The organism is Bordetella parapertussis, from assembly GCF_020735925.1.
GTDB lineage: Bacteria > Pseudomonadota > Gammaproteobacteria > Burkholderiales > Burkholderiaceae_B > Bordetella > Bordetella pertussis.
Genome location: NZ_CP085971.1, coordinates 60,069 through 76,651, shown reverse-complemented (window position 1 = coordinate 76,651; position 16,583 = coordinate 60,069). Strand labels below are relative to the sequence as shown.

17 protein-coding genes and 1 tRNA gene are annotated in these 16,583 nt (G+C 62.4%); 11 read left to right on the top strand and 7 right to left on the bottom strand.

Annotation, left to right across the window (positions count from 1 at the left end):
* Positions 1–11: 11 nt before the first annotated feature.
* Complete coding sequence (locus LK409_RS00355) at positions 12–911, bottom strand: LysR family transcriptional regulator (protein WP_010927525.1); 900 nt, start codon at positions 909–911, stop codon at positions 12–14.
* A 92-nt stretch (positions 912–1,003) separates the two neighbouring features.
* Here LK409_RS00355 and trmB point away from each other — a divergent pair, with 92 nt between their 5' ends.
* The 4 genes from trmB to lysM all read left to right on the top strand — a co-directional run bounded on the left by trmB (position 1,004) and on the right by lysM (position 3,518).
* Positions 1,004–1,768 (top strand): tRNA (guanosine(46)-N7)-methyltransferase TrmB, encoded by a 765-nt coding sequence (trmB, locus tag LK409_RS00350; protein ID WP_033446655.1) that lies wholly within the window; start codon positions 1,004–1,006, stop codon positions 1,766–1,768.
* Positions 1,769–2,716 (top strand): prolyl aminopeptidase, encoded by a 948-nt coding sequence (pip, locus tag LK409_RS00345; protein ID WP_033457338.1) that lies wholly within the window; start codon positions 1,769–1,771, stop codon positions 2,714–2,716.
* 10 nt (positions 2,717–2,726) lie between these two features.
* Entirely contained in the window at positions 2,727–2,927 is a 201-nt protein-coding gene (gene thiS, locus LK409_RS00340) for a sulfur carrier protein ThiS (protein ID WP_003807812.1), read from the top strand.
* Positions 2,928–3,068: 141 nt separating this feature from the next.
* Positions 3,069–3,518, top strand: coding sequence for a peptidoglycan-binding protein LysM (lysM, locus tag LK409_RS00335; protein WP_023853464.1), 450 nt, complete (start codon positions 3,069–3,071; stop codon positions 3,516–3,518).
* Between the two features lie 132 nt (positions 3,519–3,650).
* Here the strand turns inward: lysM and ffh are convergent, their stop codons facing one another.
* On the bottom strand, positions 3,651–5,060 hold the full coding sequence (ffh, locus tag LK409_RS00330; protein ID WP_003807808.1) for a signal recognition particle protein: 1,410 nt from the start codon (positions 5,058–5,060) through the stop codon (positions 3,651–3,653).
* 105 nt (positions 5,061–5,165) lie between these two features.
* Here ffh and LK409_RS00325 point away from each other — a divergent pair, with 105 nt between their 5' ends.
* From LK409_RS00325 to LK409_RS00310, 4 genes are all read left to right on the top strand, one after another.
* Positions 5,166–6,008 (top strand): cytochrome C assembly family protein, encoded by an 843-nt coding sequence (locus tag LK409_RS00325; protein WP_041937094.1) that lies wholly within the window; start codon positions 5,166–5,168, stop codon positions 6,006–6,008.
* A 1-nt stretch (position 6,009) separates the two neighbouring features.
* Complete coding sequence (locus LK409_RS00320) at positions 6,010–6,261, top strand: PP0621 family protein (protein ID WP_010927522.1); 252 nt, start codon at positions 6,010–6,012, stop codon at positions 6,259–6,261.
* Positions 6,262–6,346: 85 nt separating this feature from the next.
* Positions 6,347–6,928, top strand: coding sequence for a 1,6-anhydro-N-acetylmuramyl-L-alanine amidase AmpD (gene ampD / locus LK409_RS00315; RefSeq protein WP_010927521.1), 582 nt, complete (start codon positions 6,347–6,349; stop codon positions 6,926–6,928).
* A gap of 31 nt (positions 6,929–6,959) precedes the next feature.
* Positions 6,960–7,580 carry a glutathione S-transferase gene (locus tag LK409_RS00310; protein ID WP_010927520.1) on the top strand — a complete coding sequence of 207 codons (621 nt, stop codon included), beginning with the start codon at positions 6,960–6,962 and terminating at the stop codon, positions 7,578–7,580.
* 289 nt (positions 7,581–7,869) lie between these two features.
* Here LK409_RS00310 and htpG read toward each other — a convergent pair whose 3' ends face one another.
* Positions 7,870–9,777, bottom strand: coding sequence for a molecular chaperone HtpG (htpG, locus tag LK409_RS00305; RefSeq protein ID WP_010927519.1), 1,908 nt, complete (start codon positions 9,775–9,777; stop codon positions 7,870–7,872).
* A gap of 161 nt (positions 9,778–9,938) precedes the next feature.
* Between htpG and LK409_RS00300 the strand changes: the two genes are divergently transcribed.
* The 3 genes from LK409_RS00300 (at position 9,939) to LK409_RS00290 (ending at position 11,156) form a co-directional block, all read left to right on the top strand.
* Positions 9,939–10,023: transfer RNA gene (locus LK409_RS00300), tRNA-Leu, on the top strand.
* Between the two features lie 404 nt (positions 10,024–10,427).
* Positions 10,428–10,637 carry a site-specific integrase gene (locus LK409_RS00295; protein WP_226376471.1) on the top strand — a complete coding sequence of 70 codons (210 nt, stop codon included), beginning with the start codon at positions 10,428–10,430 and terminating at the stop codon, positions 10,635–10,637.
* Between the two features lie 51 nt (positions 10,638–10,688).
* On the top strand, positions 10,689–11,156 hold the full coding sequence (locus LK409_RS00290) for a hypothetical protein (protein WP_226376470.1): 468 nt from the start codon (positions 10,689–10,691) through the stop codon (positions 11,154–11,156).
* A gap of 167 nt (positions 11,157–11,323) precedes the next feature.
* On the opposite strand, the gene LK409_RS00285 is transcribed toward LK409_RS00290, so the two are convergent.
* From LK409_RS00285 to LK409_RS22835, 4 genes are read right to left on the bottom strand one after another with little or no spacing between them, the layout of a single operon-like run.
* Positions 11,324–12,271 (bottom strand): carbon-nitrogen hydrolase family protein, encoded by a 948-nt coding sequence (locus LK409_RS00285; protein WP_127806944.1) that lies wholly within the window; start codon positions 12,269–12,271, stop codon positions 11,324–11,326.
* Positions 12,268–14,166, bottom strand: coding sequence for a hypothetical protein (locus LK409_RS00280; protein ID WP_010927515.1), 1,899 nt, complete (start codon positions 14,164–14,166; stop codon positions 12,268–12,270). Before LK409_RS00280 ends, LK409_RS00285 begins: the two co-directional genes overlap by 4 nt.
* 6 nt (positions 14,167–14,172) lie before the next feature.
* On the bottom strand, positions 14,173–15,519 hold the full coding sequence (locus LK409_RS00275; protein WP_010927514.1) for an RNA-directed DNA polymerase: 1,347 nt from the start codon (positions 15,517–15,519) through the stop codon (positions 14,173–14,175).
* Positions 15,482–16,417: a CHC2 zinc finger domain-containing protein gene (locus tag LK409_RS22835; protein WP_076879789.1), complete on the bottom strand. Its 936-nt coding sequence runs from the start codon at positions 16,415–16,417 to the stop codon at positions 15,482–15,484. The genes LK409_RS00275 and LK409_RS22835 overlap by 38 nt, the downstream gene beginning before the upstream one ends.
* Positions 16,418–16,583 lie beyond the last annotated feature (166 nt).

Here is a 16,583-nt window from a genome sequence, read left to right as displayed (position 1 = left end):
CCGGCCGCGCCTCAGGCCGCCCCTTCGGCCAGGCTGCGCACCAGCAGCCGCGCGGCCACGGGCAGGCTGTCGAGGTCGCGCACGCCCAGCAGCAGCCAGCGCTGGGCCCAGTCGTCGGCCAGCGGTATCAGCCGCACCTGCATCGAGCGCGCGTGCGGCTCGGCGGCGATGCGTGGCAGGATGCCGACGCCGCCGGTGGCCACCACCATGCGGCAGATCGCGTCGAAGCTGCGCACCTGGATGCGCAGCCGGATGCTCTTGTCGAGCCGCGCGCTCTCGTCGGCCAGGCGGGTGGCCAGCGAGGTGGCCGGCGGCAGCCCGACGTAGTCGCAGTCCAGCGTGTCGGCGAACGCCACCTGGGCGCGGGCGGCCAGGGGGTGGCGCGGCGGCGTGATCAGCACCAGCTCGTCCAGCCGGTACGGCACGGTGGTCAGCCCGGCCGCGGGCGTGCGGTCGGCGAAGATGCCGACGTCGGCGCGGTTCTCGGCCACGGCGGTGACGATGTCGCTGCTGTTCTGCTCTTCGAGGTGGATGCGCACGGCCGGATGGCGCTGCATGAAGCCGGCCAGGTCCTCGGGCAGGAACTGGGTGATCGACGAGGTATTGGCGGCGATGCGCACCTGGCCGCCCACGCCTTGCGCGAAATCCGACAGCACGCCGGCCATGTGCTCGACCTCCTGCAGCACCCGCAGGGCGTGCGCCAGGCAGGCCTGGCCGGCGTCGGTCAGTTCGACGCCGGCCGCGGTGCGATACAAGAGCGGCGTGCCCAGCGCGTTCTCCAGGTCGGAAATGCGCTTGCTGGCCACGCCCACCGCCAGGTGCGACTGGCGCGCGCCGGCCGAGATGCTGCCCTGGCGCGCCACCGCGACAAACAGCGCCAACGTGACCAGATCGAAGCGGGCTGGGTTCATGGATGGGGTGTCGTGACAGATACGCAGTGATGAACTATACCTGTAGCCAGCGGCCCGCCGGCCGGGGTCGCGGCCCTACTACAATTCAGCCTATGAATACGAACACCCCCGCCCATCCCCCCGAAGGCGCCCCGCTGAGCGAGGCCACCCAGGCCGCGCTGGCCAGCGCCGAGCACGCCCCCGACAGCCCGGGCGCCACCCATATCCGCAGCTTCGTGCACCGCCGCGGCCACATCACGCAGCGCCAGCGCGACGCGCTGGAGCAGCTGATGGGCAAATGGTCCGTGCCGTACGCGCCGCGCCCCCTGGACATGGCCGCTACCTTCGGCCGCCAGGCGCCCACCATCCTGGAAATCGGTTTCGGCATGGGCGAGACCACCGAGAAAATCGCGCTGGCGCGCCCGGGCGACAATTTCCTGGGCGTGGAAGTCTTCAATGCCGGCGTGGGCTCGCTGCTGCACCGCATCGAGGAATCGGCCATCGCCAACCTGCGCATCGTCCAGCACGACGCGGTGGAAGTGGTGCGCGACATGATCGCGCCCGACTCGCTGGCCGGCGTGCACGTGTATTTTCCCGATCCGTGGCCCAAGAAGCGCCACCACAAGCGCCGCCTGCTGCAGCCGCCCTTCGTGGCGCTGCTGGCCAGCCGGCTGGCGCCGGGCGGCTACCTGCACTGCGCCACCGACTGGGAAGACTACGCCGTCCAGATGCTGGAAGTGCTGGGCGGCGAGCCGCTGCTGCGCAACACCGCCGACGGCTACGCGCCGCGCCCGGATTTCCGTCCGCAAACCAAGTTCGAGACGCGCGGCCTGCGCCTGGGCCACGGCGTCTGGGACCTGATGTTCAAGCGAGCCTGAATGCTCTACCCACCGATCGAACCCTATCGCCAGGGCACCCTGGACACCGGCGACGGCCACCAGGTCTACTGGGAGCTGTGCGGCAACCCCCAGGGCAAGCCGGCGGTATTCCTGCATGGCGGCCCGGGCAGCGGCTGCTCGCCGGTGCACCGCCAGCTGTTCGACCCGCGCCGCTACAACGTGCTGCTGTTCGACCAGCGCGGCTGCGGCCGCTCGCTGCCGCACGCCAGCCTGGAAAACAACACCACCTGGCACCTGGTGGCCGACATCGAGCGCCTGCGCGCCGAGGTCATGGGCGCCGAGCGCTGGCTGGTGTTCGGCGGCTCGTGGGGCTCGACCCTGGCGCTGGCTTACGCGCAGACCCACCCGCAACGCGCCAGCGAACTGGTGGTGCGCGGGATTTTCGGGCTGCGGCGCGCCGAAGTGCAGTGGTTCTACCAGGAAGGCGCGTCGTGGCTGTTTCCCGACCGCTGGGAAGAATACGTGGCGCCCATCCCGCCCGAAGAGCGCGGCGACCTGATCGCGGCCTACCACAGGCGCCTGACCGGCGACGATCCGGCCGAACAATTGCGCGCGGCCAAGGCCTGGAGCCGCTGGGAAGACCACACCATTACCCTGCTGCCCAGCCCGCGCCACCAGCAAAGCCATGCGGCCGACCGCGCGGCGCTGGCCTTCGCCCGCATCGAGAACCACTACTTCGTGCACGCCGGCTTCATGGAAGAAGGCCAGCTGATCCGCGATGCGCACAAGCTGCACGGCATACCCGGCACCATCGTGCAGGGCCGCTACGACGTGTGCACGCCGGCGCGCACCGCCTGGGACCTGCACCGCGCCTGGCCGCAGGCGCAGTTCCACCTGATTCCGGACGCGGGCCACGCGTTCGACGAACCCGGCATCCTGGCCCGGCTGATCCAGGCTACCGATACTTACGCAGCCAACCCCGCTTGAGGAGATTCGTATGCACATCACATTGAACGGCGAGGCACGCGAGTTCCCTCTGCAGACCACCGTCGTCGAACTGCTGGAAACCCTGGGCTACCAGGGCAAGCGCGTGGCGGTCGAGCGCAACGGCGAAATCGTGCCCAAAAGCAAACATGGTGATACCCTGCTGGACGATGGCGACCAGATCGAAATCGTCGTGGCGGTGGGTGGCGGCTAAATCGCGAGGCCGCCCATCCGCGGGCGCCGCGGCGGCAGCATGAAGCTGCAAGACGTTACATCTTGCTGCATCACCCACGCCGCCGCTGCACCCATAATCGTTTTCGCGATCAATGCTTTTTTCAACGCACAAGGAAGAAAAATGGGCTTGCTCAACTTCATCAAGGAAGTCGGAGAGAAACTGTTCGGCGCCAGCGAAGCGAAGGCCGCGACCGCCGACGAGCTGAAAAAGGAATTGGACAAGCACGGGCTGTCGGCCGAAGGGCTGGACATATCCGTCGATGGCGACAAGGTCACGGTCAAGGGCAGCGCGGCCTCGACCGAGGCGGCCGAGAAAATCGTGCTGGCCCTGGGCAACACAGTGGGCGTGGCGCAGGTGGACAACCAGCTGCAGACCGCGCAGGCCGCCCCCGCCGCCGTGATGTACACGGTGCAGAAGGGCGACACTCTGTGGAAGATCGCCGAAGCCAACTACGGCAAGGGCAAGGGCGCCAAGTACCCGACGATTTTCGAGGCCAACAAGCCCATGCTCAGCGACCCGGACAAGATCTACCCGGGCCAGGTGCTGCGCATTCCGCCGCTTGCCGAGTAACAACCAGGACAGACCGGCAAACCCCGCAGCGTTTGCCGGTTTGTATCGGGGCAGCTATCCCCGCTTAGCCCCGATCGATTCGGCCAGACGCAAAGTCTGGCCGTTTTTTTTACTGCGCGCCCACGCTCGCCGCTAGCGCATGCCGCCAAAGCGGCCCAGGCCCTTCATGCCGCCCATGGCGCGCATCATCTTGGCCATGCCGCCTTTTTTCATCTGCTTCATCATGCCCTGCATCTGCTCGAACTGAGACAGCAGGCGGTTGACTTCCTGCACCGGCACGCCGGCGCCGGCGGCGATGCGGCGCTTGCGCGAGGCCTTGATCAACTCGGGCTTGGCGCGCTCGCCCGGCGTCATGGAGTTCAGGATGCCCTCGGTGCGGCGCAGCTGCTTCTCGGCCTGGCCGCCCTGCAGCTGGCCGGCCGCCTGCTGGAACTGCGCGGGCAGCTTTTCCAGCAACGAGCCCATGTCGCCCAGCTTCTTGACCTGGCCGAGTTGGTCGCGGAAGTCGTTCAAATCGAACTTGTTGCCGGACTTGATCTTCGAGGCCAGCTTCTGCGCCTCGGCGATGTCGATGTTCTTCTGCGCCTGCTCGACCAGCGACACGATGTCGCCCATGCCCAGCACGCGCTGCGCCATGCGCTCGGGGTGGAACGGCTCGAGGCCGTCCAGCTTTTCGGAGACGCCGACGAACTTCAGCGGCTTGCCGGTGACGTGGCGCACCGACAGCGCCGCGCCGCCGCGCGCGTCGCCGTCCAGCTTGGTCAGCACCACGCCGGTCAGCGGCAGCGCGTCGCCAAAGGCCCGCGCGGTATTGACCGCGTCCTGGCCCTGCATCGCGTCGACCACGAACAGCGTCTCGATCGGCTTGACCAGGTCGTGCAGCGCGCGGATCTCGCGCATCATGGCCTCGTCGATGCCCAGCCGGCCCGCCGTGTCGACGATCAGCACGTCGTAGTGGTGGCGGCGCGCATGGTCGATCGCGTTGCGGGCGATGTCTTCCGGCTTCTGGCTAACGTCCGACGGCAGAAAATCCACCCCGACCTGGGCGGCCACGGTCTTCAGCTGCTCGATGGCGGCCGGGCGATACACGTCGGCGCTGACCACCAGCACCTTCTTCTTGCCCGTCTTGCGGCCGCCCTGGACGTGCTGGCCCTCGGACAGCCAGCGCGCCAGCTTGCCGGTGGTGGTGGTCTTGCCCGCGCCCTGCAGGCCGGCCATCAGGATGACCGCGGGCGGCTGGGTGGCCAGCGACAGCTCGCCGGCGTGCTCGCCCAGGTCGCCGCCCATCAGGCTGGTCAGCTCCTTGTGGACCACGCCCACCAGAGCCTGGCCGGGGCTGAGGCTGCCGGCCACTTCTTCGCCCAGGGCCTTTTCCTTGACGCGCGCCACGAAATCGCGCACCACGGGCAGCGCCACGTCGGCCTCCAGCAGCGCCATGCGCACTTCGCGCAGCATCTCCTGGGTGTTGGCCTCGGTCAGGCGGGCTTCGCCGCGCAGCGTCTTGACGACGCGCGACAGCCGTTGAGTCAGGTTATCGAGCATGAGAGGCGTTTCCGCTTACACTAGTTGATTGAACGAGGCCGCCTGGGCGCAGCTAGCCGCCGGCGGGCGACAAGCGCCCATGGCCCCATCCAGACAACGGTTTTTATGTCATCAGGCATTGTATTTCACGCCGTGGCCGCGCTGGCTTATGCGGTACTCGCAGGGTCGCTGTGGCGACGCCTGCAAGGCCGCGGCAGCGTGGATCAAGCAAGCAAGCTAACCCGAACCGGCCTGCTGGGCGCGCTGGCCCTGCACGGCGTGGCCCTGCAGCAAGCCATGCTGGGGACGCAACACCTGTACATCGGCTGGGCGCTGGCCCTGTCGGCCGCCGTATGGCTGGGCCTGGTCGTGTTCTGGCTGGAAAGCCTGCTGATCCGCATCGACGGCCTGCAGCTGCTGTTGCTGCCGGCAGCCGCTATCGTAACCGCAATAGCCGCGCTGTTCCCGCAGGCCCAGCTGGTGCCCCATGCCAACAACCCCTGGCTGCGCGCCCACCTGCTGATCGCGCTGGCCGCCTACGGCCTGATCACCATCGCCGCGCTGCACGCCATGCTGATAGCCCTGCTCGACCGCCACCTGCACCGCCCGCTGGATGCGCCGGCCGAACGCAGCATCGTCGGCCGCGTGCTGGACGCCCAGCCGCCGCTGCTGGTGCAGGAGCGCCTGCTGTTTCGCGTCATCTGGATCGGCTTCGTGGTCCTGACCCTGGCGGTGGGCTCGGGCTCGGTCGCCTCCATCACCCTGACCGGCAAATTCCTGCCGTTCGACCACAAGACCATCTTCACGCTGCTGTCCTGGGCCACCTTCGGCGTGCTGCTGCTGGGCCGCCACATCCGCGGCTGGCGCGGCCGCGTGGCGCTGCGCTGGACCCTGACCGGCTTCGCGTTCCTGATCCTGGCCTACACCGGCAGCCGGTTCGTGCTGGAAGTCATTCTGCATCGAGGTTGAAGTGGGCAAGCTGATCTTCTGGTTCGTCGTCATTCTGGCCGTGCTGTTCATCGCGCGCCTGGCCGGCGCCCGCGCCGCCTCCAAGCGCGCCCCGCGCGCCGAGCCGCCCCGCCCCGCCCAGGACGCCGCCAGCCAGCCCATGGTGCGCTGCGCCCACTGCGGCGTGCACCTGCCGCATTCCGAGGCCGTGCTGCTGGGCGGGCAGACCTGGTGCAGCAGCGACCACGCCCGCCGCGGCGCCGATCGCGGCTGAACGGCCGCCGCAAAACCCCACGGGCTGGAGGATCCGGCCCCATCCTGCATAATGCAGGGTCACCCGCAACAAGCCTGACCCCATCATGCAACGATTGCTACTGGACCGCCACGGCTGGCTGATCCCCGGGCCCGCGGTCACCCGCGCCCCTTCGCCCAACGTCAACGCCCGCCCCGCGGGCACGCAGATCAGCCTGCTGGTCATCCACAACATCAGCCTGCCGCCCAGCCAGTTCGGCGGCCCGTACGTCGCCGACCTGTTCCTGAACCGCCTGGACTACAGCGCCGACCCGTGGCTCGAGCGCCTGCGCGGCCTGCATGTCTCGGCCCACTTCTTCATCCGCCGCGACGGCGCCATCATCCAGTTCGCCGCCACCGAAGCGCGCGCCTGGCACGCCGGCGTATCCCGCTTCAGGGGCCGCGACAACTGCAACGACTTCTCGATCGGCATCGAACTGGAAGGCACCGACATCCTGCCCTACGCCGACGCCCAGTACGCCACGCTGGCGCGCCTGGCGCAGGTGCTGCGCGCGCGCTACCCGCTGGCCGACGCGCGCGGCCACGAACACATCGCCCCGGGCCGCAAGACCGACCCGGGACGCGCCTTCAACTGGGTGCGCTTCGGCCGCGAAAGCGGGTTCCCGCGGCGCAACCTGCCGCCCGTATAGCGGTACCGACAATCAAACCAGGGGTTTCGACATGCTGAAGATCTGGGGCCGGCTGAGTTCGGTCAACGTGCAAAAAGTCATGTGGGCCGTGCGCGAACTGGCGCTGCCGCACACCTTCATCGAGGCCGGCGGCCCGTTCGGCGGGCTCGACACCCCCGAATACCGCCGCATGAACCCCAACCGCAAGGTGCCGCTGATCAACGACGGCGGCTTCATCCTGTGGGAATCCAACGCCATCGTGCGCTACCTGGGCGCGCGCTACGGCGAAGGCGCCATCAGCCCCGCCGACCCCTGCGTGCGCGCCGACGCCGACCGCTGGATGGACTGGCAGACCACCGAATGGCAACCCAGCATGCTGCCCGCCTTCATGGGCCTGGTGCGCACCGCGCCCGAACAGCGCGACGCCGCCGCCATCGAAGCCTCGGCCCGCCAGGCCGGCAAGATCGCCCTGATGCTGGAAAACGCCCTGGCAGGCCGCGACTTCATCGCCGGCCCGCAATTCAGCATGGGCGACATCGCGCTGGGCTGCGCCGCGCACCGCTGGCTGGGCCTGCCCATCGAACGCCCCGCCACGCCGCACATCTCGGCCTGGTACCGCCGCCTCATGATGCGCCCCGCCACCCAGGGCATCCTGACACTGCCGCTCGCCTGACACTTCGGTGCCTGTCCCCGCAGGGGGACTGGCACCGACCGACTCCTCCGCGTGCCTGTCCCGAACGGGGACTGGCACCGACCAACTCCTCCGCGTGCCTGCCCCAAAGGGGGACTGGCACCAGCCACCTCCTCCGCGTGCCTGTCCCGAACGGGGACTGGCACCAGCCACCTCCCTCGCGTGCCTGTCCCCGCAGGGACAGGCACCCCGTCGTACGCCCTCAATGCCAGCCTGCCAAGACGGTGTCAGCCCCCGCGCGAGGACAGCCACCCCTTGATCGAGCGCATCCTCAAGCCTTCAACAGCAACCCGTTCAAGCGCTTCACGAAGGCCGCCGGGTCGGCGATCTGCGCGCCTTCGGCCAGCAGCGCCTGGTCCAGCAGCAGCGCGGCCCAATCGCCGAACTCCGCATCGCTGGCATCGCGGATCCGCGCGATCAGCGCGTGGTCCGGGTTGATCTCCAGCACCGGCTTGACCTCCGGCGCCTCCTGGCCCGCCGCCTTCAGCATGCGCAGCAGATGCGGGCTGAGCTCGTTCTGGCCCACCACCACGCAGGCCGGCGAATCCACCAGGCGCTGCGTCACCCGCACCTCCTTCACCTGCTCGGCCAGCGCCTGCTGCAGGCGCTCGACCAGCGGCTTGAACGTCTCGGCCACCTCGGACTGGCGCTTCTTCTCTTCCTCGTCCGCCAGCTCCGCCAGATCCAGGCCGCCCTTGGCCACCGACACCAGCGACTTGCCGTCGAACTCGCGCAGATAGGACAGCATCCACTCGTCCACCCGATCCGACAGCAGCAGCACCTCGATGCCCTTCTTCCGGAAAATCTCCAGGTGCGGACTGTTCGCCGCCGCCGTGAACGTATCCGCCGTCACGTAGTAAATCTTGTCCTGGCCATCCTTCATGCGGCCCACATAATCCGCGAACGACACCGTCTGCGCCTGCTCGCCATCGTGCGTCGACGCAAAACACAGCAGCCTGGCGATGCGCTCGCGGTTGGCCGCGTCCTCGCCCGTGCCTTCCTTCAGCACCTGGCCGAACTCCGTCCAGAACGTCGCGTAATCCTCCGCCTTGTTCTCCGCCATGTCCTCCAGCAGCGACAGCACCCGCTTGGCCGAACCCTCGCGGATCGCCCGCACATCGCGGCTCTCCTGCAGGATCTCGCGCGACACGTTCAGCGGCAGATCCGCCGAATCGATCACCCCGCGCACGAAACGCAGATACGACGGCAGCAACTGCTCCGCGTCGTCCATGATGAACACCCGCTTCACATACAGCTTCACCCCGCGGCGCGCATCGCGGTCCCACAGATCGAACGGCGCGTGCCTGGGCACATACAGCAGCTGCGTATACTCGCTGCGGCCCTCCACCCGGTTATGCGTCCACGCCAGCGGATCGTCATAATCGTGCGACACCGTCTTGTAGAACTCGCGATACTGCTCGTCGGTAATATCCGATTTATTGCGCGTCCACAGCGCATTCGCCTGGTTCACCGTCTCCAGCTCATCGCCCTTGACCTGCTCGCCCTTCTCCGCGTCCCAATCCTCCTTGGCCATGCGGATCGGCAGCGAAATATGGTCCGAATAGCGGCGCAGGATCTCGCGCAGCTTCCAGCCATTGAGCAACTCGTCCTCGTCGGCGCGCAAGTGCAGCACCACATCCGTACCGCGCCCGGCCTTCTCGGCCGGCGCGATGCTGAACTCGCCCTGTCCGTCCGACTCCCAGCGGATCGCCTCATTGGCCGCCAGGCCGGCGCGGCGGCTCAGCACCGTCACCTTGTCTGCCACGATGAACGAGGAATAGAACCCCACCCCGAACTGGCCGATCAGCTGCGCGTCCTTCTGCTTGTCGCCCGTCAGCTGCGAGAAAAACTCGCGCGTGCCCGAGCGGGCAATCGTGCCCAGATTGGCCACCGCCTCGTCGCGCGACAGGCCGATACCGTTATCGGAAATCGTGATCGTGCGGGCGGCCTTGTCGTAATCCACGCGGATCGCCAGCTCCCCGTCGCCGTCCAGCAAGCCCGGCTGGTCGATCGCCTCGAAGCGCAGCTTGTCGCACGCGTCCGACGCGTTCGACACCAGCTCGCGCAGGAAGATCTCCTTGTTGCTGTAGAGAGAGTGAATCATCAGGTGCAGCAGCTGCTTCACCTCGGCCTGGAACCCCAGGGTTTCGGATGCGGAATTCGTGGTGGTCTGGCTCATCGTGGTACGTAACTGGTCAAAAAATGAACAATCGCGGGCCGGCGCACGGCAGCGGCCCCGGGCATGCCCCTACACATGAGGGCACAAGCGAAGATTTTCAAGACCGCATATAATCGCAACCTTCCTTCCAGACGGCCTTCGCTCGAAGCCCGTTCCCCCGTGCCCGGGTGGTGAAATTGGTAGACGCAGGGGACTCAAAATCCCCCGCCGCAAGGCGTGCCGGTTCGATTCCGGCCCCGGGCACCATCCCCAAATCTTCTGCTAATTCAAGCCATTAGAAGATTTCGCAGTACAAGCCCCGTACCGGGGGATTTTCCTAAAATTGTAGTCAGGTACAGTTTCGGTACAGTGATGCCGCGCTAGCCTCATACGAAGTACTCATGGCTACGATTGTGAAGACTTCTTCGGGCACGTGAAAAGCCCTCACTCGCAAGACAGGCTGGCCGGCCACGGCCACGACGTTCCGCACCAAGCGGGATGCCGAAGACTGGGCGCGGCGTATACATCCAGTGGGCGCCCGCCGAGCGCATGACCGTCGAAGCGGCCTTGGCCCGCGACTGGCTGGCCACCTGGACAAAAATGGCAAGCTACGACCCCACGGTAAGGTGTTCTTCGGCGAACCCGGCAGGGATCGCATACGACGCCCCTACTTGTTCTACGAAGCATGGACCGATGCCAAGCGGGCAGCGGGCCTCGAAGACTTCCGCTTTCACGACCTGCGGCACGAGGCTGTCAGCCGATTCGTGAAAGCCCGCTTGAGCGATCGGGAGGTGTCGGCCATCAGCAGTCTTGCTCTTACCCTTGCCGCGTGCGGCAGCGCCAAGGACGCGAACAAGAGCAACTTCAGCAAGACCATATAGGCATACCTGGACACTCAGAAAGGCGTGTGCGCTGCGATTCCTGCAAAGGGCTTGCCGTTCACCCTGGCGAATCAAGACATGCTGGGCGGCCAGAGCAAGAAGCGCGCCGACGCGCTGGTCGAAGCCGGGCTACTGACGAAACGAGACACCGAAGTCAAAGCCATGTTTGGCAACAAGATGGAGCCGGCCACCGAATACCAAGTCACCGACACCGGCAAGAAGTTCCTCGTCGCCAATGGTGCCAATACCATGGCTGGACAAGATGCCTTCTGCAGCGGCAAGTACACCGTTGTGGAAGTGAGCAACTTCACCGAACCCAGCGACATGATGGGCGTAAAGCTGTCGCAGGTGAACTACCGCTACAAAGTAGAAGGTGCAGATGACTGGGCCAAATCGGAAAGCATGCGTGCCAATTACAAGAATTTTGCGGAACGGACGCAGGGAGATATACAGGGTAAGGCGGCTGTCATCCTGACCAACGATGGATGGATGCACGAGCGCCTGTTCAAGCGCGGATAACAACCCTGAACCACTCCAAAACGAAAGGGCCTTTCGCCTAAGGGTGAAGGGCCTTTTCTTTGGTTCTACGCCGATCTGCGGGGTAGTTGGGGGTCGCGGAGCGACCCAAAGCGGAAGTTCAAGAGACCAAGGACGATGACCGCTTCGCAGCGGCCGCAGTCCTACGTTTAATCCGAAGTGAACAGTGGAATGGCTACCGCCGATGGGCCTTCCGGAAGCGCAGCAGTGTGATCCATACTAGTCGTGAAGCCTGGTGGCAAGTGCTTGTACGTGGCGTTTGGTTTAGTGTCGAAACCGTGGATGGCTGCATCAAGATCGCGCACTGGAAGCGGAACGCATTGAGCTGTGAAAACCTTTCCCCCGTCGACCGAGTATCCAATGCGCTTGAACGCCTCGTAGTACGGGCTGACGACCAGCGAGCCGCCAAAGTATCCAGTATTGCAAACCACCACATTGCAGAAGGCCGTTCTCGATAAAGAAACGGCCAACGACTCAAAGAGCTTTACATCACGGTTGTAGGCTATGACAAACAAGTGGTGAACCCGGCCGCGATAGAGGAGCGCTCGCTCAATGTCCATGAAGTCGTAGCAAATGCTGACCCCGATTCGTCCATAAGGTCCTGCATCGAAGACATAGACGTTCGGGTCCGAATGAAATGCCCATGGTGGCATGTACTCTTTGAAGCCAGACGCCTCAGCCGGTGCAGGGTCTCGCTTGCCGAACCAGACTCTGGCAGCATAGCGCGAAGGTGTACGCTTCCAAAAATTTCTAGGAACAAGAACGAGACCTTCATTTTTTGCAGATTTCGTTCGATGATTCAGACGGTAGTCAACTCCAACGATCGCTAGTGCGTTCATGGAGCAGACAAGCCGTTCGAAGTCATCCAGTCGCGTTCTTGGGAGTGCTAGCTCAGGGAGAAGAATGATGCGAGGCTGATCTTCGTGGTCTGCCAATGCCCTCATCGCTCTGCGAATCTCGTACCATGCACGGCTATCCTCGGATGCCGAGATTTTTGGCTCACCACTATCAGTGTTCCATGCAGCCGTGGAATCCAAGGTGGTCTGAATTACGCCAAGAGTAAGCACCTCAACCAATGCTGGCTTCTCAGAAATCATGCTGGTCCCTTTTCAAAGTAGCGTTTCCAATCAACGTCAGTGAGGTGCATGAGATTGACAGGCGTCACTTGTCGAGATTGCTGATTGAATGTCGAGATTTGATTTGCCTCAAGTTCGTTCTGTGCAATCGAGATAACGCGCGCCAAATCCGCGGTGTCGATGAGACTTACCGGATCATGCTCAGTGTCATCATCGGAGCCAGGACTCCATGCTTGATAGAGGTTGGCGAATACATTCTCGGCCGTGCGTGGTTGAAGACACGCCTCAAGAATTCCAAGAGTTGCCGATGAATAGGAAATCTCGTCTCGCAGGAGCTGAGGGAGATGCCTGAGCATGCTTTCATGCCCAAGTCCATTCCATTGCGCCGGAAGTAGGAACGAGCGCGAAAGCAAGGCAAAGAGGCACAGGCCAAGACCGCGAATTGGATTCTGTGCAGAGCCTATTTCGCTCACGACGAGCGGCGCATATCGTCTGTCATAGATCTGGCGCCGCTGGGGAACCTGTCGTAGAACTCCAGTTCCTGGCTCTCGCAGCTTCTGCTTCCACTCTTGCCAGGACACAGCTGTCGTGTCGATGAGATGCCTTGGTAGCGCGAAGTTGAGCGGGTGTGCGCAATGGGAGCGTGTATCAATGTCTTTACGCGATGCGCGTTCAAGATAGTCTTGATCCAACGTCTGGGTGGTAGACGACAGTAGCAACGCTGCTTGCCTAACGATCTCTAGGCAGGTCCATTCGCCGAGCCGCCATTCCGTTGTAATTCTGGGATCGCAGCTTTTCCAGATCATTGTTGCCCAGACGGGCAGCGGTAGAAATTTCCCCGCCTCAGATTCCTCGAATGATTTCCAAACACGAGACGCTTCAGGGGACAGAGTCGCTACTTGTTCCATGTCTCGGTAATCAAGGCGACCCATCATCGCGTCAAACCACCACCCTTCTTGCTTCATTTGACCCGACTTAGTCGCTGATGCGATCCGCACTAGTGGTGTGATTGGTGCATCTGCAGGAAAGAAAGTCCACAGATCGTCGGATTCGGGCAGTGCCTCTACGAGAGTTCCCAAGTGAACGATCAGCTCAGACGCTCGACGAACGGGCTTGCGAAGGTCGAACTTACATCCCCACCAAGCAAGCGCAACGCGCAGATCCGGCAGCACTTCATGGCCCGCTAGCAGCTCGCGACCTTTGTCGACAAATGTTTGATTTAGCGGTTTCCCCAAGAGTTGCAAGGAGCCTGAATATTGCTCCAACAACACAGTGGCGCAATATACACCGACGAAAAACTGATTTAGGCTTTTCTGTACAAACCATCGGCCTGTTTTAGGCTGACATTGGTTAGTAAACTTCGCGATATCCCGCAGAGATCTAAGTGCGGCAGCTCTACGCCATCCTGCCGCATTGGTATCAACAAGCAATTGTGCAGCTCGTACTGTTTCTGCAGCGAGTACAGCATAAGAATTGCCGAGAATGTAGCTGGCAGCTAGCCGATTCACCGGATCACTCGCATAGCGATCGATGTCATCAAAGAGAAGCTCCAGCCCCGTAGCGCCGAGGCGGCGCGCGATGGTCAGAGCATGGGTCCACAGACGGACACGATCAGGCCGTTCTCGCAGAACTTTTCTGATCAGACCAAATACCCTGTCGGCAATGCTGTTCAGCCGAGCGTGAATCTGAGAATCACTTATGCCAGTAAGGCCAGCGATTGGATCAAGCGAAAGGCCCCCGCTATAGCGACTGGTTGCTTGAGTCCTGGTCGTTCGGCTTTGCCCGGACCCACCATGTCGGATATCGAGTGTTTCCGGGGAAGCAAGTCTTGCTTCGGCAACGCGAGCAAGACGAGTCGCCGCGAATGCCAGACGTGTTCGTGCTGGTATCTCCGCTTCAGGAAGATCTACGAGCAATAGATGCTACAGCTGCTGCGGCAGGATAGAGAGTTCGTTGTCTTCGAGCGCAGTGAAGTCTGTTTTGCCAATTGCTGAAACCAGCGCAATCGTCTTCGTCATTAGTGGAGTTGGAAACTCCGGATCGAGGCGGCACTCCTTTTGGGCTCGATTCCATAGGTCTGACCCGGCAAAGCGTTTGCTGGTATCGCTCGTTCCCAGTAGTTCCCCTAGGGCTTTCGGTTCGGTCTTTGCAGGGTTAATGCTTGCGCCGGAACCTAGATTATCGATCACATCCTTGTAGTGATCGATCCACGTTATCAGGTCATCAAACGTCTTGGTCAGTATCACATGATCATCGACATAGCGGAAGTGCGCGACGCGTCCGCGAGGAAGCGTTTTCTGTACCTCTTGATCGACCGGAAGGAGCGCAGCGTTTGCGAGAAACCCTGACACCATGAGCCCAGTAGGAATTTTGTGGAAAGTCTTCCGAGACTCATCAAGTTCGATGTGCTTCAGTTCGGCGTCCGTCCAACCATCAAGGTTCAATGGAAGCTGTGTTAACGTTTTTAGCAGTCGCTGAACTTCTGGGCGCAATTCGGCTGGAACAAACTGGGAGATTGCATCAACGCATGCTGTAAGAGGGATGGACGGATAGAACTTCTCAAGATCAACAGATGCCCAATAGACGTCGCTCTCGTTGGGGCCGGTTGGTAAGTTAGTCCAATAGTCAGCGAGAACAAATGGGCATTGATTGGCTCGGTGCATGCGACGCTGAAAGCCAAGCTCTTCGCGCTCATCGTCATCAAGGCTGTCCACCTTGGAATAACCGTGTGCCGCTGCTGAAACCGCCAAGGCAATGTGACGCCTAAATAGTGGCCAGGATTGCTGAAACAGCCGATAGATTCGGCCCGAGGAATGTCTGTACGGCCCGATTTTCCGTATCTTGTTTCCGTGAATATCTTCTTCAATCCATGCTGACCGGAAGAGTCTATTGCCATAGCTCCAAACGGGCATCTGTTCGTCGATATAGCGTCCTAAAACATTCACGACGGCAACCCACGCTTGATCCCTGACCGTGAAGTGGAAGTACTGTCGGACCCTAGGGTTCCCATCTCCATCAGGGTTCTTCGGAAAAACCATAGGCCGAATGGGTGACATCCGAAATCTTCCGGAGAGTAGATCGTCACCAAGACCCCGGAGTTCGTGGCCCAAGTGCACTTCAAAATGGGCCAAGTCTGCCTCGTCGATCCAGATGTCGCCAGGGACAGACGCTCGCTTCACCTTCTCCCATGCCCAGCGCATGTTCAATTGGTCGCATACCTGACTTAGAAAACTACGCATTCTTTCCTCGCGCAATAACGTCACTTGCATCCATGCCTTCAGGTGGAACTACAAACCGAATGCTCTTACTTCTGGCCCGAAATTCATTGGCGAGGCACTTCATGAATTTCTCGCCTGCAGCATCACCATCGGGAACGCCCACTAGATCAAAAGGGAGAAGCTCCTCGACCCATTCAGAGCGAAACGATGTAGCACCTAAAACTGCAACTGCGGCTAGCCCGGACCCCTCCATGGAAATTGCGTCTGGGACGCCTTCGCAAATGTGGAGGAGGCTCCCTGGCCGCAACTGGCTAAGCCGTTGACTGTTGAACATAGGCTTAGGGATACCACTTAGACCTAAGAATTTCCTACTGATCTGAAGGCAGCGAACCTGTAAGTACTGAGTGATGGCATCGAATTTGAAGGGAAAAATTAGGGCATAGCCAGACCAGCTTAGGGCTCGTCGGCTCCCGGACAATCCTGCGCTACGGATTCGATCTGGCCCCCAATGCCTTTCTAATTCTCGATACGCCCTCACCGGGTCTATGAGTTCCACGACGCCGAACCTAAGGGCCAGATCCGGTGTAATTCCGTGAGTTTGGAGGTAGGTTGTTCCCAAGGACGCTTTAACTGGTCCGCAGCGCGCCACGAGCCAGGTGTAAAGCTCGAAGTCAGGACTAGTCGAGGGTGCAGAAGGAAGGGGGTTAACTGGCTTGGGACTTGTAACCCGCGAAAGTGAATGAGCGCGTAGGCCATACGGGACGTCGCCGCCGATGATGCCGAAGTGGTGGCAGAGCCAGTTACAGGCATCCATAAACCGAAGGCCGTGAATCTTCTGGACTAGCGTGATTGCGTCGCCATACTCACCGCATCCAAAGCACCTCCAGGTATTTCTCGCTTTGCTGACGGTGAAGCTTGGAGTCGCTGTATCGTGCCCGTTGAAGCACATCGCCTTGTTGCCACGTAGGGTGATCCCTACGGCTGATGCAACGTCCGCTATTGGCAATTCGCGCAGGCGTGCAAGCGCCTGATCGCTTAATAACTTCGGCTTGGCTGTCGATAAGCTGGGCCGCCGCAAAACCATCCTCCTTACGTTATTTTATATTTTATTACTA

Excerpts from the sequence above, each read along its gene's own strand:
- LK409_RS00355 (WP_010927525.1), bottom strand. The coding sequence starts at position 911 with ATGAACCCAGCCCGCTTCGATCTGGTCACGTTGGCGCTGTTTGTCGCG.
- trmB (WP_033446655.1), top strand. The coding sequence starts at position 1,004 with ATGAATACGAACACCCCCGCCCATCCCCCCGAAGGCGCCCCGCTGAGC.
- pip (WP_033457338.1), top strand. The coding sequence starts at position 1,769 with ATGCTCTACCCACCGATCGAACCCTATCGCCAGGGCACCCTGGACACC.
- thiS (WP_003807812.1), top strand. The coding sequence starts at position 2,727 with ATGCACATCACATTGAACGGCGAGGCACGCGAGTTCCCTCTGCAGACC.
- lysM (WP_023853464.1), top strand. The coding sequence starts at position 3,069 with ATGGGCTTGCTCAACTTCATCAAGGAAGTCGGAGAGAAACTGTTCGGC.
- ffh (WP_003807808.1), bottom strand. The coding sequence starts at position 5,060 with ATGCTCGATAACCTGACTCAACGGCTGTCGCGCGTCGTCAAGACGCTG.
- LK409_RS00325 (WP_041937094.1), top strand. The coding sequence starts at position 5,166 with ATGTCATCAGGCATTGTATTTCACGCCGTGGCCGCGCTGGCTTATGCG.
- ampD (WP_010927521.1), top strand. The coding sequence starts at position 6,347 with ATGCAACGATTGCTACTGGACCGCCACGGCTGGCTGATCCCCGGGCCC.
- LK409_RS00310 (WP_010927520.1), top strand. The coding sequence starts at position 6,960 with ATGCTGAAGATCTGGGGCCGGCTGAGTTCGGTCAACGTGCAAAAAGTC.
- htpG (WP_010927519.1), bottom strand. The coding sequence starts at position 9,777 with ATGAGCCAGACCACCACGAATTCCGCATCCGAAACCCTGGGGTTCCAG.
- LK409_RS00285 (WP_127806944.1), bottom strand. The coding sequence starts at position 12,271 with ATGATTTCTGAGAAGCCAGCATTGGTTGAGGTGCTTACTCTTGGCGTA.
- LK409_RS00275 (WP_010927514.1), bottom strand. The coding sequence starts at position 15,519 with ATGCAAGTGACGTTATTGCGCGAGGAAAGAATGCGTAGTTTTCTAAGT.
- LK409_RS22835 (WP_076879789.1), bottom strand. The coding sequence starts at position 16,417 with ATGTGCTTCAACGGGCACGATACAGCGACTCCAAGCTTCACCGTCAGC.